The sequence below is a fragment of the Caballeronia arationis genome, assembly GCF_001544975.2.
Taxonomy (GTDB): Bacteria; Pseudomonadota; Gammaproteobacteria; order Burkholderiales; family Burkholderiaceae; genus Caballeronia; species Caballeronia arationis.
This window is the reverse complement of record NZ_FCOG02000009.1, coordinates 130,876-144,440: the sequence shown is the minus strand read 5'-3', so window position 1 is coordinate 144,440 and position 13,565 is coordinate 130,876. Positions and strand designations below refer to the sequence as shown.

Here is a 13,565-nt window from a genome sequence, read left to right as displayed (position 1 = left end):
CTCGTAGTGTTCCAGCGTCACCTGGCTTTCGAAAATCAGTTCGGGCGCTTCGCCGGCGAACGTCGCCACGGCGACGGAATTGTCGAACACGTCGTGCAGCCAGTGAAGATGCGCCGGCGTCGGCGTGATGTGCAGGTGCGTCGTGACGAGGCGCAGATCGTGGCTCGATCTCGGCCGGAACATCATGCGATGCTCGCCGAATTCGACTGGCTCCGAATAACGGTACGCGCTGACGTGGCGCACGACGAAGCGCTGGGGATCAGTCGCCTTGTTCATTTTGCGACCGTTGTAGAAAGTGCAGAAGGGACAAAGGGCGCGATGACCGAGACTTCCGGCACGCCTGAGGGTCGTAAGGTCAAGATTCGTCTCCCGTGGGCTCTCGGTGTCGGGACCACTTTAGTCCTTTCGCGGGGCCGGCGCATGATTGGCGCGTGCGGATATCGCCTGCGAGCGGCCGAGCGGTTCCAGCAAGCAAGCTATGTGCCTCGCTTCTTTTCACGGAAAAGGGAAACAGACTTGTACGCTGGGGGCCCTTTAGCGCACTGCGTGGCGTGCTCCAGGCGCCGGTCCGACGCGACATGTTCTCGCCCGATTAGCGCAGCAACGCATCAGCAATGGACAACCTGCGTCATCACGCTTCTGTCATATTCGCCACGGCACTGCGAGTCCCGTGCTGCATCAGACGTGGCTCGCCCTCAACCGCGACACGCAGAACGTCGGCCAACGCTTTCTCACGATGTTCTTCGGCGACCTTTTCGGCAGCCTTATTCTCATCTATACGATCAAGCTATGGCTATGGTTCGCCGGGCTTGGCGCAGCGGCGCCGCGGCGCGGCTGATCCGCCGCTCGCCGTTTGCGGCGGGTTCCTCCGCGCGGGCCCGGACATCGGCGACGCTTGCGAGCTCGATAAGCAGCGCATCGAGCCGCGCGCGCTGATGAGGCAGCAGATCGGCATCGCGCTGGAGGACTTCCACGCGACGACGCCAGTAAGGCGCCTGCCTCGCATGATTGCGATGCCAGTGCGGCGAACGGATCATCCGCTCCAGATGCACGATCTCCTGGTCGGCGCAATGCGCCGTGAAGCGAAAAGGCGCGGCCGCTTCCGCATGGCGCTGCGAGTGCGTCATATCGTTCTTTATCCTTGTCATGGCGCTGCCGCTCCGCATCTCGCGGAGCGGCCACGCTCTTATTTTGTCTCTCAGGTTCGCTTTCCGTCGTGGCTTGGCGACTGAATACAATCGTATCATTCGTTTATCACTTTGATAAGCGGTTTCGCGTAGCAGCAATTTTGCTGATGGTATGATTGATATGACTGATATGAGCCTATCTCCATGGCAAAAAAGCACCTCGTCGATGCCTATTTCCGCTTCCTGAATCTCGCACAGGCCGTGCAGGCATTGCCTTCAGTACCGAAACTCGACGCAGCCGAAGAGCGGTTGCTCGAAGCGCTCACCGCAGCGTGGCATGCGGGCCATACGCTCACCGTCACCGAGACCATGGCGCTCTCTGCTGCGGGAGCGCCAGCCACTGTGCATCGCAAGCTGACGCGGCTGAAGGAACAGGGTCTCGTGTCCGTCGACGAGATGAGCACCGACCTGCGCACGAAGACTGTCGTGCCGACCAAAAAGGCGCTGGACTACTTCGAGAAGCTCGCCGCATGCCTCGACGAGGCGAAGAAGAAGCGCTGACAGCGCCCGCTGTCGAAAAGGCGCATCATTTGAATCCCGCGTCGTTTCAGCTTCAGTCCCGATGACTTCTGCCAAGCACGATCGCCGTGCCTTTCTGCGGTTCACGACCCAGGCCGCCCTCGCGTTGCCGCTCACGCACGCCGCTCGCGCCCAAACGCCCGGCACCCACACCATGAGCAAACGTCCGGTTCCGTCGACGGGTGAGGCGCTGCCCGTCGTCGGTTGCGGTACGTGGCGCACGTTCGACGTCGGCGAGAACGCCAGCGCTCGCGCGGGTCTCGCCGACGTGCTTCGCGTGCTCTTCGATGCGGGCGGATCCGTCATCGATTCGTCGCCGATGTATGGCTCCTCCGAGGAAGTCGCCGGCGCGCTCCTCACGCAACTCGATGCACATCGCAAGGCGTTCGTCGCGACCAAGGTGTGGACGCAGGGGCGCGAAGCCGGCATCGCACAGATGGAGCAATCGAGGCGGCGGCTGCAGCAGCCGCGCATCGACCTGATGCAGATCCACAATCTGCTCGACTGGCGCACCCAGCTCGCGACCTTGCGCGACTGGAAGTCCAGCGGACGCATTCACTATATCGGCATCACGCATTACACGTCGAGCGCGTTCGGCGACGTCGAAGCAGTGTTGCGCTCGGAGAAACTCGACTTCGTGCAGATCAACTACGCGGCCGACGATCGCGACGCCGAGCGGCGTATTCTGCCGCTCGCGGCCGAGCGCGGCGTAGCGGTGATCATCAACCAGCCGTTCGGTGGCGGCGGTCTGCTCGGGCGGCTCAAGGACCGTCCGCTGCCTTCGTTCGCGCAGGAAATTGGCTGCAAAAGTTGGGCGCAGTTGCTGCTCAAGTTCGTTCTGGCAAATCCCGCCGTGACGTGCGTGATTCCGGGCACGGGCCGTCGCGAGCACATGATCGACAACGTGCAGGCAGGCTTCGGCGCCTATCCGGACGCTGAACTGCGCAAGCACATCGTCGACGCGGTTGCCAGCTGAGCCTGGCGTTCGCCGGAATCGCGGCGGGAATGGGCGTTGCTGGTCGAATGAGCCCCTCGTCGAGCCATGAAGGAGGAGATGACATGAGCGACGATTACGATCTTGAGCGCTTCATCGATGCGCAGCGCCCGGCCTACGACGACGCCCGCACCGAATTGCAGGCGGGAAGAAAGCGCACGCACTGGATGTGGTTCATGTTCCCGCAGATCGCGGGACTCGGGCACAGCGCAATGGCGCGGCATTACGCTATTTCGTCACTTGCCGAAGCCGAAGCCTATCTCGCGCATCCAATTCTGGGGCCGCGCTTGCGCGAACTCACGCGCATCGTGAACGGCTTGCGCGAGCGCACGGCCAACCAAATCTTCGGCTACCCCGACGACATGAAATTCCATTCGTCGATGACGCTCTTCGCGCAATGCTCGACCGATACAGCCGAGTTCGACGAAGCATTGAGCAAATACTTTGGCGGCAAGCCCGACACCGGGACGCTCGACCGGTTGAGATAAGGCCTCACATCCACGAGGGAAATTGCAAATGACGACGACCTTCAAGGTACGCGATCACGTCAGTTGGAACACCCCGCAAGGCGAGACGACCGGCCACATCGTGCGCGTCATCACGCAGCGCACGACCGTCGCCGGTCATACGGTGGGCGCGTCCAGTTCCGAGCCGCAATATGAAGTGGAAAGCGACAAGAGCGGTAAGCACGCGGTGCACAAGGGCAACGCGCTCAAGCATCTCGCGGGGTGATGATGCGACGATTTCCCCGGGCACGCCTCGCGTCCTTGCTCTATCGCGGTGCATGACTCGTGCAAACACTCCCGTGCCTCTCCATACCTGCAAAACGCGCGCGATTCCGTCACACTGCTAGCGCGCTCTCTCGCGCGTTCCAGATTCACCGCTCTTTCAACCTAAAGGACATGGACACATGAAATCGAGAATCGTCGCTTTACTGATCGCGTCTTCCACGATGGGGCTGGCGTCCTCCGCCGCGTTTGCGCAGGTCGCGGGAGCGCAGCCGCTCGGCGTGTCCGTTGAAGTATCGACGGCCATCGTGGAAGGCTGGAGCGTCAAGAAGTCCATTCTGAACAAGCCGGTCGTCAATGACGAAGGCGCGCGCGTCGGCGTGGTGCACGACATCATCGTCGCACCCGACCGCTCGGTTTCGTTCGCGATCATCGCGGCCAACCAGTTCCTCGGCGTGTCGCATCATGACGTGGCGATCCCCATCGAGCAGCTCGACTTCGTCGGCGGCAAGCTGGTGCTCGCGGGTGCGACGAAGGCCGCGATCAAGGCGTTGCCGGAATTCCAGTACACGAAGGTGAAGACAGCACCTGTGCCGCGCGCCCAATTTGAGCATCACTGACGAGGCGGCCCATGAAGCGATGGCGCACCGTCATCGCTTCATGCAGCGATTTGATTAGCTATACAACCAGACAAGCGCTTGGTTGCCGCGTGTGCGGCCTGCAAGCCGGAGACATGGAGTTTCACCGATGTTCAATGCACTGCTGCTCGAGAAAGAGGACGACCGCACGAAAGCGTCTGTCCAGTCGATCGACGAAGCGCGTCTGGTCGATGGCGACGTACTCGTGAGAGTCGAGTATTCCACGCTCAACTACAAGGACGCACTTGCGATCACCGGCAAGGTCCCGGTCGTGCGCACGTTTCCGATGGTGCCGGGTATCGACTTCGCAGGCGTCGTCGAGGAAAGCTCGCATGCCGAATTCAAACCTGGCGACAGCGTCGTGCTCAACGGCTGGGGTGCGGGTGAAACGCACTGGGGCGGGCTTGCGCAGAAGGCGCGCGTGTCAGGCGATCACCTGATTCCGCTGCCCGAAGGCCTCACCGCGCGCCAGGCGATGGCGGTCGGCACCGCGGGCTACACGGCGATGCTGTGCGCGCAGGCGCTCGAACGCCACGGCACGGCGCCCGGCGACGGCGACGTGCTGGTGACGGGCGCGAACGGCGGCGTCGGAAGCTTCGCCATCGCGATACTCGCTCGGCGCGGTTATCGCGTCGTGGCATCGACGGGTCGCAGTTCCGAAGAACCCCGCCTGCGCGAACTCGGCGCGGCGGAGGTGATCGACCGCTCGGCGCTGTCCGCGCCCGGCAAGCCGCTTCAAAAGGAGCGCTGGGCGGCGGCGGTGGATTGCGTCGGCAGCCACACGCTCGCGAACGTGTGCGCGAGCCTGCACTACGGCGGCGCCGTGGCAGCGTGCGGACTGGCGCAAGGCATGGACCTGCCGGCGTCGGTCGCCCCGTTCATTCTGCGCGGCGTGGCGTTGCTCGGCGTCGACAGCGTCTATGTGCCGCGCGAACGGCGGCTGCGTGCGTGGGCCAGTATCGCGAGCGAACTGGCGGTTCAAACCATCGAGCAGGTCGCAAGCGAGATCGCGCTCGGCGAGGCGGTCGATGTCGCCGGGCGACTGTTGCAGGGCGAAGTGAAGGGCCGCGTGATCGTCGACGTGAATCGATGAGCCAGCACGCGCCGCCATGATGCATGACCGCGCGTTCGCGTCAGAACGTGCTCCAGCCGTCGTTGCCGCTCGTCGCCGGGCGCAGCGACGGCGCGCGATTCGGCTTCGCCACGACCGGCGTCTTCCTGCCTGCGCGTTCCGGCGCGGCGTACGCAGCACCTTTCGAAGACCCGGCGAGGACGAAAAACGCCACCGCTTCGTTCAGTTGGCGGCCCTGCTCGTCGAGCGCGTGCGATGCGGCCGCCGCTTCTTCCACGAGCGCCGCGTTCTGCTGCGTCACCTCGTCCATCTGCGCGATGGCCTGGTTCACTTGCTCGATGCCGCGTCCCTGTTCGTCGGATGCCGCCGCGATCTCCTGCATGATGTCGGTCACGCGCGCGACCGCGTTCGTGACTTCCGCCATCGTCTTGCCCGCGTCCTCCGCGAGCACCGAGCCGTCCTGCACCTTCGTCACCGAACTCGCGATCAGGTCCTTGATCTCCTTCGCCGCCGTCGACGAACGTTGCGCGAGGCTGCGCACCTCGCTCGCGACCACCGCAAAGCCGCGGCCCTGCTCGCCCGCCCGCGCCGCTTCGACGGCCGCATTCAACGCAAGGATATTGGTCTGGAACGCGATGCCTTCGATGATCCCGGTGATGTCGGCGATCTTTACCGAGCTTTCGCTGATGCCATGCATCGTATCGACCACACGCCCGACCACTTCGCTGCCCCTCTTAGCCACGGCCGAAGCGTTGAGCGCAAGTGTGCTCGCCTGCTGGGCGTTCTCGGTGTTCTGCTTCACGGTCGACGTGAGTTCTTCCATGCTTGCGGCGGTTTCCTCGAGCGAAGCGGCCTGCTCCTCGGTGCGCTGGCTGAGATCGGTGTTCCCCGTGGCGATTTCCTTGGCCGCGCCGCCGATCGCGCCGCTACTCTCGCGCACGCGGCCGACCGTCTCGGTCAGGCGGTCGTTCATCTCGCGCAGCGCGCGCATCAGTTCGCCGACTTCGTCCTTCGAGTCCACGACGATCGTGCTGCGCAGGTCGCCGCGCGCGACGGTGCGGGCGATGTCGACCGCGAAACCGATCGGCCGCGTGACCGAACGCGTGATCGACACGCCGGCCGCGACCGCGAGCAGCACGGCGAAGGCCGACAGCCCAAGCAGCAGGTCGAGACGCGCCTCGTAGGCGCTCTGATATTCGTTCACGATCACTTCGCGGCGCTCGCGCGTGTAGCTGGCGTAGGCATCGGTCGCCTTCACCAGCGCGCCAAGGAGCGGGCGGCACTCGTCGTCCATCTTCGCAATCGCCTGTTCGCGGTCGCCGGCGAGCGCGAGGCCGACGATGTTGGTCGCAACCGGACCATACAGCCCTTCCACGCGATCCATCTCCGCGACGAGGCTGAGCGCCTTTTCGCTCGTGTCGGTGGCAGCGGCGATCATGTCCTTCAGTTGTTTGAGCTTCGCCTGCACGTCTTCATACGCGCGCAGCACGTCGGCCTTCTCGATCTCGATGTCGGCGGGGGTCTTCACGAGCACGAGGTTGCGGGCGGCGATCGCGCGCCGGTCCACGGCAGCGCGCAACTGGTCCGCGACGTCGGCGCGCGCGTTGATGCCGTTGACGTAGTGCGAGAATCCGTCGGTGGCGGTACTGAGGGCCCGCAGCGACATGCCCGCGATCACGAGCACGAGCACCGCCATGAGGCCAAATCCCGCGATGAGCTTGTTCTTGATTGTGATGTTCTTCAGACCCACGTTTCTCTCCGTGTCCATTCGGACGAAGGCGCCTACCCGCCGGCCGAAAGGCCGGGCTGTCGATGTCCGATCGGATGCCGCGGCCCTGCGGTCCGATCCAGCGCTCTTACAGGGAGATAACGAAACGGATCCAATTGTCTGAAGGAGAGTGGACAAACCATATTGCATCGTTTGCGGACACATGATTCGGGGTGTATCGTGCGAGTCCGGCGCTCTTCTGTGCCTTCTTGTCCACCATAAATCGACCGACTGTCCAGCGATGCTGCAACTCGACTACCGCCTGCCCGAATTCGACGCCGCGCTTGCGGCGCTGCCCGCCACGCCGTCAGCGAACATTGCCGGCGACGAGCCGTACTGGAGAGCCGTGCGCGCGCTTTACCGCCAGTCCGACGCGCTCGTCAACCTGGAGAACGGCTTCTGGGGCGCGATGGGCGAACCGGTGAAGGCGATGTACCTGCACTGGACAGAACGCATCAACTTCGAAACTACACTGCTGGTGCGGCCGCACTGGTCGGAAATCATGGACGGCGTGCGCGGCAAGGTGGCGCAGGCCATGGGCTGCGGGATCGACGAAATCGAGCTCACGCGCAACGCGACCGAAGCGCTGCTCGCGCTCGTCAGCGGCTATAACCGGCTCGAACCCGGCGACACCGTGCTCTACAGCGACCTCGACTATCCTTGCGGCCGCGACGCGATGGAGTGGCTGCGCGAGCGCCGGGGCGTCAAGCCCGTGCGCCTGACGATTCCCGAGCCCGCGACGCGCGAAAACGTGCTGGACACCTACGCGGCCGCGCTGCGCACTCATCCGCGCACGCGGCTCGTGTTGCTGTCGCATGTGTGTTTCGCGACCGGGCTCGTGATGCCGGTGCGTGAAATCGCCGCGATGGCCGACGCGGCGGGCGCGGGTGTGATCGTCGATGCGGCGCATTCCTGGGGCATGCTCGACTTCGACGTGCCGGATCTTGGGGCGCCCTTCGCCGCGCTGAACCTGCACAAGTGGATCGGCGCGCCGCTCGGCTGCGGTGCGGTTTATATCCGGCGCGGCAGTCTCGACGCGATCGATCCTTATCTCGGAGATCGCACCTGGCCCGCGAGCGACATCCGCTCGCGCGTGCACACTGGTTCGCCGAATTTTGCGGCGTGGCTGACCGTGCCCGCCGCGCTGGAACTGCACGGGAAAATCGGCGCGCATGCGAAGGAGGCGCGCCTGCGCGCGCTCAGGAACGCGTGGGCCGAGCCCGCGCGCGCGTTGCCGGGCGTGCAGATCCTGACACCCGCCGATCCGTCGATGACTGCGGGTATTACGTCCTTCCGGCTGCACGGGCGCACGTCGAAGGCGGACACCGACGCCATCGTCGCGGCGCTGCGCGAGCGTTTCGGCGTGTTTACGGTGATGCGGCCGGGGCCTGACGCCGGCGAAGTCGTGCGGGTCACGCCCAGCATCCTCACGCGCATGACGGACGTCGAGCGCCTGCTCGAAGGTCTTTCCGGGCTGGCGCGCGAGGGCTAGCGGGCAAGTTCGCGCGCGTCCAGCCGCTCGAGCAACGCGCCCAGCGCCGTCGCGCAGGATTGCTCCGCCTTGACCGCGAGCAGCGCATCGGCACGGGTGCGCCCGATATTGATCGCCGCGATCGGCTTGCCCGCCCGATGCGCCCACTCGGCGAAGCGATACCCCGAATACACCATCAGCGACGACCCGAGCACGAGCATCGCATCGGCAGCTTCGAGTGCGCGGGCGGCGTCGTCGACGAGGGCGCGCGGCACGCTTTCCCCGAAAAACACGACATCAGGCTTCAAGATGCCGCCACAGCGCTGGCAGGCGGGCACGTCGAAGGCGGCGAAATCGAGGTCTTCTAGCTGCGCATCGCCGTCCGGAACCGCGGGCGCGGTCAGGCCCGCGAACGCCGGATTGGCCGCCTCCAGCATGCGCTGCACCGCCGCCCGCGGATGCTGCTCGCCGCAGCCCAGACAGCGCACGCGCCCGATATTTCCGTGCAGTTCGATGACATCAGCGTTGCCCGCGCGCGTGTGCAGCCCGTCGACGTTCTGCGTCACGAGCCGCTGTAGCCGCCCGCGCGACGCCAGCGCACGCACCGCGTGATGGGCCGCGTTCGGCTCGGCGCCCGCGACAACCGGCCAGCCGATCAGGCTGCGCGCCCAGTAGCGGCGCCGGGCGTGATCGGAATTGAGGAACTCCTGCAGCAGGATCGGCGAACGGCCGGTGCGCTGGCCTTCGCAGTCGCGGTAGCACGGAATGCCGGAATCCGTGCTGATGCCCGCGCCGGACAGCACGAACAGGCGTGGATGCCGCTCGACGAAATCGAAAAGATCGTTCACTGCCGGTGTCCTTTGCTTGCTGCGATCGTTGCAATATATGACGAAGTCACGCGCCGCGCTCGGCCTCCCACCGGCCTTACCAATTCAATCAAATCACAACTGGCTTGACCAAATCGCGTGAGATCGCTAGATTAGGCCCTGCCCCACATAATTCCGAGACAAACATGCTGACTGTGATCTGCGAAACGCCCGGCCTGCTGCGCGCCGAACAACGCGACAAGCCCCAACGCGGTGAGAACGAAGTGCTGCTGCGCGTAAAGCGCGTCGGCATCTGTGGCACCGACCTGCACATCTTCACCGGCAATCAGCCGTATCTCGCCTATCCGCGCGTGATGGGGCATGAACTGTCCGGCGTGATCGAGGAAGCCGATCCGGCAAGCGGACTCAAGGCCGGCGACCCGGTCTACGTGATGCCGTACCTGTCGTGCGGCAAGTGCATCGCGTGCCGGCAGGGCAAGACGAACTGCTGCGTGAGCATCCAGGTGCTCGGCGTGCATCGCGACGGCGCGTTCACCGAATATCTCACCCTGCCGGCGCAGTTTGTCCACAAGGCCGACGGCGTTTCGCTCGACGAGGCCGCGATGGTCGAATTCCTCGCGATCGGTGCGCACGCAGTACGCCGCGCCGACGTGCAGGCGGGCCAGCGCGTGCTCGTCGTGGGAACGGGGCCGATCGGCATGGCGGCGCTCACTTTCGCCCGCCTGCGCGGCGCGACGGTGACGGCGCTCGACACGCGTGAGGACCGCCTCGCGTTCTGCCGCCGCGAACTGAAGGTGCACGCGACCGTGCAGATCGGCGAAGGCGACAAGGACGAACTCTCGCGCCTGACCGGCGGCGAATTCTTCGACGTCGTTTTCGACGCCACCGGCAACGCGCGTGCGATGGAACGCGGCTTCGAATTCATCGCGCATGGCGGCAAGTACGTGCTCGTGTCGATCGTGCCGGACCGCATCTCGTTCGCCGACCCGGAGTTCCACAAGCGCGAGGCCACGCTGATCGCGAGCCGCAACGCGACGCCCGAAGACTTCGAAACCGTGCTCGCCGCGATGCGCGCGGGCGAAGTGCCGAGTGCCGCGCTCAACACGCATCGCCTGCAACTCGCCGACGTCCCCGCCGAATTCCCGGGCCTGCTCGATCCGAAGGCGGGCGTGGTGAAGGCGATCGTCGAGTGCTGAGGCGCTGGCGCGCGTTACGCTAGGGCGCCGCTTCCGGGTACTGCGGGCGCCCTTGCGCGTCGTGCCACGGTTCGCGGTGCTTCGTCCAGATCTCGTAGGTCGGCGGATAGATGCCGACCTCGTCGAAGAGGCCGGTCGGGATTTCGACTTCGGGCACGCCGTCGAACGCGAGATACACCGGTGACCCGCAGTTCGCGCAATGATGCCGGCGTCCCGTCGCCGAACTCGACCACGCGCGCGTTTCGCCGGTGAACTGCGCGGCATCGCGCGCGAAGATCGCGTAGAGGCCGAACGGCGCGCCGTGAATCCTCCTGCACGTCATGCAGTGGCACAGGTTCACTTCGAGCGGTTCGGCGCTCACCCGCACGCGCACTGCGCCGCATGCGCAGCCGCCTTCGTGAATCGTCTGCTGGCTTGTCGATTCATCCATTTTCTGTTGCTCCTTTCCCCGCTCAATTCGCTGACGGATACCCGTCTGCATCGTCTCCGATCATTGCACGCGTCCGCCGTAAGCGGCGCGGTTCTCACGCCCGCACGACCGTCACGCCCGCGGCCGCGAGCGGGTCGGTGAGCGTGGCCGGCGTGCTGCGCTCGACCACGATCGTGCTCGCCATCGAGATTTCGCCGATCTTGTACTGCGACGCCGCGTTGATCTTGTCCGACGAAGCGAGCACGACCGTTTCGGCGGCGTGCGCGGCGAGCGCACGTTTCATATACGCCTCTTCGAGATCGCCCGTGGAGAAACCGGCGCTCGCGTGCACGCCCGTGACGCCCATGAAGAACAGATCGGCGCGAATGTGCGAGAGCGCTTCGAGCGCGGCCGCGCCGACCGTCACGATGGAATGCTTGAAGAGCCGTCCGCCGATCACGACAACCTCGATCGACGGATGATCGACCAGTTCCACCGCGATGCTCGGGCTATGGGTGACGACCGTCGCGCGTAGGCCGCGCGGCAGATAGCGCGCGAGTTGCACAGCGGTGGTCCCGCCATCGACGATCACCACCTGCCCTTCCCCGACCATTTCCGCCGCAGCTTTCGCGACGGCGCGTTTCGCCTCCGATTCGACGGATTGCCGGTGCGCGAAATCGGCCGTCGCCGGCGACGCCGGCAGCGCGCCGCCGTGCACGCGCTGCAACAGACCTTCGCTCGCCATCTCGCGCAGATCGCGCCTCACGGTGTCTTCCGACACGCCAAATTCCTCGGCGAGCGCCTTGGCAAGCACCTGGCCGTCGCGCCCGAGCGCTTCGAGGATGGCTTTTTTTCTCTGTGTGGTCAGCATCGGGTTTGTCCGCGCGCGTGCACGAAATTTCTTGTTTTTTCATGAAACTGCACGATACCATGTGAAGGTGACTTTTTCACAGTGGAGCGCCAATGTCGACACCTACCGCAGAGCGAGTACGCATCATCGAGACCGAGGTTCTTTCCGACGACTGGTATGTGCTGAAAAAGACGACGTTCGACTTCCTGCGCCGCGACAACGTCTGGCAGCGACAGAGCCGCGAAACCTACGATCGCGGCAACGGCGCGACCATTCTGCTTTTCGATCCGGTTCGCGAGACGGTGATCCTGACACGGCAGTTCCGACTGCCGGCGTTCGTCAACGGACACGACGGCATGCTGATCGAAACGCCTGCGGGATTGCTCGACGCAGCATCGCCCGAAGAGCGCATCCGCGCGGAACTGGAGGAAGAGACGGGTTATCGCGTGAGCGACGTGGAGAAGGTCTTCGAGGCGTTCATGAGCCCCGGTTCAGTGACGGAGAAGCTGTATTTCTTCGTCGCCCATTACGATTCCGCGTCGCGGATCGCGCAAGGCGGCGGCGTCGCATCGGAGGGAGAGGACATCGAAGTGATCGAACCCACGCTCGATCAGGCGCTCGGGATGGTCGAGCGCGGCGAGATCGTCGACGGCAAGACCATCATGCTGCTGCAGCATCTCGCGCTGCAGCGCGCCGGTCGATGAAACGCGCGGACCGGGTTGGCCCGTTCCGCGCGCATCCGCGACGCGGAGCTCAACGCACGAAGTAGCCCTTGCCCTGCATGCAGTCGCCGTAGGCGCGCCAGTAGCGCGCCATCGGCGGCTCGGGCGGCGGCAGCGGCGGCATCTTCATTTCGGCGTAGCCGGCATCCGACGCCCCGCTCGCGCCAGCCGCCGACGCTGCGGCAGGACCGGAGGCCGCACCGGGCATCGACGCTCCCGCGACCATTGCCGCCGATGCACCGCTCGCCGGCATCGCTGCGCTGGCGGCCATCGGCGCCGATGCAGCCGAAGCGGCGACCGCACCGGAAGCGCTCGGCGGCAACGGCGGCTCGACGGGGCGTGGCGGTACGAGAGGGCGTGCTTCGTGCGACTGATCGCGCGGAGCGGTCTGCGGCTCGCGCGCCATGACGACGCGTGTGGTCTGGTTGGCGAAGGCGTAACAGGCAGCGTTATCGACGGCCTGCTGGCCTGCGCTCTGGCTGCGGCCGGGCAAGGTCATCGGCTGCTGCGCGAGCGCGGCGCCGCTGGCGGCGAGCAGTGCGATTCCGGCAAAAGTGGACAGTCTCATTGGCGTGCGAACCCCGAAGCGGTGTTTTGTAATCGTAGCGGCGGTGGTCGGCACATGGCGGCTCGGCTTGCAGTTCGAGCCCCCTTTGTTTGCCGCCCGGCCTGCAGTCAAGGATACCGTTCCTGCATTGCATGCCACGCCAGAAGCACCGGCTTCTTCCGCCAATTTTGTGCGTACCGGCCGCATGAGACGCCGCACACATGAATCGACGCACGTCGACTGTTCGCCGCGGCACGTTACCGATCGCCGGCAGCAGTCAGCCGCGGCAGTCCACCCACTCGTGCGCCCAGCGGCACGAATGGACGATTGCGTCGTGTTCGTCATCGAAACAGTCGAGGACGTGGAACTGGTAACGCGTTGCCTCGCCCGTGCCGTCGCGGCGTTCGAGCAGGAGGTCGGATGAGAACGATCCGTCAGGCAGACGATGTGCCGACGGCAGTACTTTGTAGCCGTTGTAGTTGTGAGTATTAGAGTTTTGCATGATGGTGCGAGCGCACGCTAAGGGTCGCGGCAAGGCATGCCGGCCACAGGCGCAACGCTGGATTTAAAGCCTGGATGAACCGCTGGGAAGATGCGAGAAAAACGCTGGGAGATGCTGAAGGGGCGCTGCGATGGT

17 protein-coding genes are annotated in these 13,565 nt (G+C 65.0%); 9 read left to right on the top strand and 8 right to left on the bottom strand.

What is annotated here, in order from left to right; translation table 11 throughout:
• The coding region (locus tag AWB81_RS08005; RefSeq protein ID WP_327371757.1) for a transglutaminase N-terminal domain-containing protein at positions 1-276 on the bottom strand (276 nt) is incomplete at its 3' end.
• 506 nt (positions 277-782) lie between these two features.
• The gene (locus tag AWB81_RS44605) at positions 783-1,238 is read right to left on the bottom strand and encodes a hypothetical protein (protein WP_144444088.1); all 456 of its coding nucleotides are present in this window, start codon (positions 1,236-1,238) and stop codon (positions 783-785) included.
• A gap of 93 nt (positions 1,239-1,331) precedes the next feature.
• Here AWB81_RS44605 and AWB81_RS07995 point away from each other — a divergent pair, with 93 nt between their 5' ends.
• The 6 genes from AWB81_RS07995 to acuI all read left to right on the top strand — a co-directional run bounded on the left by AWB81_RS07995 (position 1,332) and on the right by acuI (position 5,159).
• Complete coding sequence (locus AWB81_RS07995; protein ID WP_062633917.1) at positions 1,332-1,688, top strand: hypothetical protein; 357 nt, start codon at positions 1,332-1,334, stop codon at positions 1,686-1,688.
• Between the two features lie 61 nt (positions 1,689-1,749).
• Positions 1,750-2,682, top strand: a complete 933-nt coding sequence (locus AWB81_RS07990) for an aldo/keto reductase (RefSeq protein WP_062633916.1) — start codon at positions 1,750-1,752, stop codon at positions 2,680-2,682.
• Positions 2,683-2,765: 83 nt separating this feature from the next.
• Complete coding sequence (locus AWB81_RS07985) at positions 2,766-3,188, top strand: DUF1810 domain-containing protein (RefSeq protein ID WP_062633915.1); 423 nt, start codon at positions 2,766-2,768, stop codon at positions 3,186-3,188.
• 28 nt (positions 3,189-3,216) lie between these two features.
• Positions 3,217-3,432 carry a hypervirulence associated TUDOR domain-containing protein gene (locus AWB81_RS07980; protein ID WP_062633914.1) on the top strand — a complete coding sequence of 72 codons (216 nt, stop codon included), beginning with the start codon at positions 3,217-3,219 and terminating at the stop codon, positions 3,430-3,432.
• A gap of 178 nt (positions 3,433-3,610) precedes the next feature.
• The gene (locus tag AWB81_RS07975) at positions 3,611-4,048 is read left to right on the top strand and encodes a PRC-barrel domain-containing protein (RefSeq protein ID WP_062633913.1); all 438 of its coding nucleotides are present in this window, start codon (positions 3,611-3,613) and stop codon (positions 4,046-4,048) included.
• 127 nt (positions 4,049-4,175) lie between these two features.
• The gene (acuI, locus tag AWB81_RS07970; protein WP_062633911.1) at positions 4,176-5,159 is read left to right on the top strand and encodes an acrylyl-CoA reductase (NADPH); all 984 of its coding nucleotides are present in this window, start codon (positions 4,176-4,178) and stop codon (positions 5,157-5,159) included.
• A 40-nt stretch (positions 5,160-5,199) separates the two neighbouring features.
• Here the strand turns inward: acuI and AWB81_RS07965 are convergent, their stop codons facing one another.
• On the bottom strand, positions 5,200-6,888 hold the full coding sequence (locus AWB81_RS07965; RefSeq protein WP_062633960.1) for a methyl-accepting chemotaxis protein: 1,689 nt from the start codon (positions 6,886-6,888) through the stop codon (positions 5,200-5,202).
• Between the two features lie 259 nt (positions 6,889-7,147).
• Here AWB81_RS07965 and AWB81_RS07960 point away from each other — a divergent pair, with 259 nt between their 5' ends.
• Positions 7,148-8,398, top strand: a complete 1,251-nt coding sequence (locus AWB81_RS07960; RefSeq protein WP_062633909.1) for an aminotransferase class V-fold PLP-dependent enzyme — start codon at positions 7,148-7,150, stop codon at positions 8,396-8,398.
• Here the strand turns inward: AWB81_RS07960 and AWB81_RS07955 are convergent.
• Positions 8,395-9,264, bottom strand: coding sequence for an NAD-dependent protein deacetylase (locus AWB81_RS07955; protein ID WP_062633907.1), 870 nt, complete (start codon positions 9,262-9,264; stop codon positions 8,395-8,397). The genes AWB81_RS07960 and AWB81_RS07955 overlap by 4 nt on opposite strands.
• Positions 9,265-9,389: 125 nt before the next feature.
• Between AWB81_RS07955 and AWB81_RS07950 the strand changes: the two genes are divergently transcribed.
• The gene (locus AWB81_RS07950) at positions 9,390-10,400 is read left to right on the top strand and encodes a zinc-binding alcohol dehydrogenase family protein (protein ID WP_062633906.1); all 1,011 of its coding nucleotides are present in this window, start codon (positions 9,390-9,392) and stop codon (positions 10,398-10,400) included.
• Between the two features lie 19 nt (positions 10,401-10,419).
• On the opposite strand, the gene AWB81_RS07945 is transcribed toward AWB81_RS07950, so the two are convergent.
• On the bottom strand, positions 10,420-10,830 hold the full coding sequence (locus AWB81_RS07945) for a GFA family protein (RefSeq protein WP_062633904.1): 411 nt from the start codon (positions 10,828-10,830) through the stop codon (positions 10,420-10,422).
• Positions 10,831-10,924: 94 nt separating this feature from the next.
• Positions 10,925-11,680 carry a DeoR/GlpR family DNA-binding transcription regulator gene (locus AWB81_RS07940; protein ID WP_062633902.1) on the bottom strand — a complete coding sequence of 252 codons (756 nt, stop codon included), beginning with the start codon at positions 11,678-11,680 and terminating at the stop codon, positions 10,925-10,927.
• Positions 11,681-11,772: 92 nt separating this feature from the next.
• Here AWB81_RS07940 and AWB81_RS07935 point away from each other — a divergent pair, with 92 nt between their 5' ends.
• Entirely contained in the window at positions 11,773-12,363 is a 591-nt protein-coding gene (locus tag AWB81_RS07935; protein ID WP_062633900.1) for an NUDIX domain-containing protein, read from the top strand.
• 49 nt (positions 12,364-12,412) lie between these two features.
• Here the strand turns inward: AWB81_RS07935 and AWB81_RS07930 are convergent, their stop codons facing one another.
• Both AWB81_RS07930 and AWB81_RS07925 read right to left on the bottom strand, forming a co-directional pair.
• Complete coding sequence (locus AWB81_RS07930) at positions 12,413-12,949, bottom strand: hypothetical protein (RefSeq protein ID WP_062633899.1); 537 nt, start codon at positions 12,947-12,949, stop codon at positions 12,413-12,415.
• A gap of 256 nt (positions 12,950-13,205) precedes the next feature.
• Entirely contained in the window at positions 13,206-13,430 is a 225-nt protein-coding gene (locus AWB81_RS07925) for a hypothetical protein (protein WP_062633898.1), read from the bottom strand.
• Between the last annotated feature and the right edge of the window lie 135 nt (positions 13,431-13,565).

Excerpts from the sequence above, each read along its gene's own strand:
- AWB81_RS07995 (WP_062633917.1), top strand. The coding sequence starts at position 1,332 with ATGGCAAAAAAGCACCTCGTCGATGCCTATTTCCGCTTCCTGAATCTC.
- AWB81_RS07990 (WP_062633916.1), top strand. The coding sequence starts at position 1,750 with ATGACTTCTGCCAAGCACGATCGCCGTGCCTTTCTGCGGTTCACGACC.
- AWB81_RS07985 (WP_062633915.1), top strand. The coding sequence starts at position 2,766 with ATGAGCGACGATTACGATCTTGAGCGCTTCATCGATGCGCAGCGCCCG.
- AWB81_RS07980 (WP_062633914.1), top strand. The coding sequence starts at position 3,217 with ATGACGACGACCTTCAAGGTACGCGATCACGTCAGTTGGAACACCCCG.
- AWB81_RS07975 (WP_062633913.1), top strand. The coding sequence starts at position 3,611 with ATGAAATCGAGAATCGTCGCTTTACTGATCGCGTCTTCCACGATGGGG.
- acuI (WP_062633911.1), top strand. The coding sequence starts at position 4,176 with ATGTTCAATGCACTGCTGCTCGAGAAAGAGGACGACCGCACGAAAGCG.
- AWB81_RS07960 (WP_062633909.1), top strand. The coding sequence starts at position 7,148 with ATGCTGCAACTCGACTACCGCCTGCCCGAATTCGACGCCGCGCTTGCG.
- AWB81_RS07950 (WP_062633906.1), top strand. The coding sequence starts at position 9,390 with ATGCTGACTGTGATCTGCGAAACGCCCGGCCTGCTGCGCGCCGAACAA.
- AWB81_RS07945 (WP_062633904.1), bottom strand. The coding sequence starts at position 10,830 with ATGGATGAATCGACAAGCCAGCAGACGATTCACGAAGGCGGCTGCGCA.
- AWB81_RS07940 (WP_062633902.1), bottom strand. The coding sequence starts at position 11,680 with ATGCTGACCACACAGAGAAAAAAAGCCATCCTCGAAGCGCTCGGGCGC.
- AWB81_RS07935 (WP_062633900.1), top strand. The coding sequence starts at position 11,773 with ATGTCGACACCTACCGCAGAGCGAGTACGCATCATCGAGACCGAGGTT.
- AWB81_RS07930 (WP_062633899.1), bottom strand. The coding sequence starts at position 12,949 with ATGAGACTGTCCACTTTTGCCGGAATCGCACTGCTCGCCGCCAGCGGC.
- AWB81_RS07925 (WP_062633898.1), bottom strand. The coding sequence starts at position 13,430 with ATGCAAAACTCTAATACTCACAACTACAACGGCTACAAAGTACTGCCG.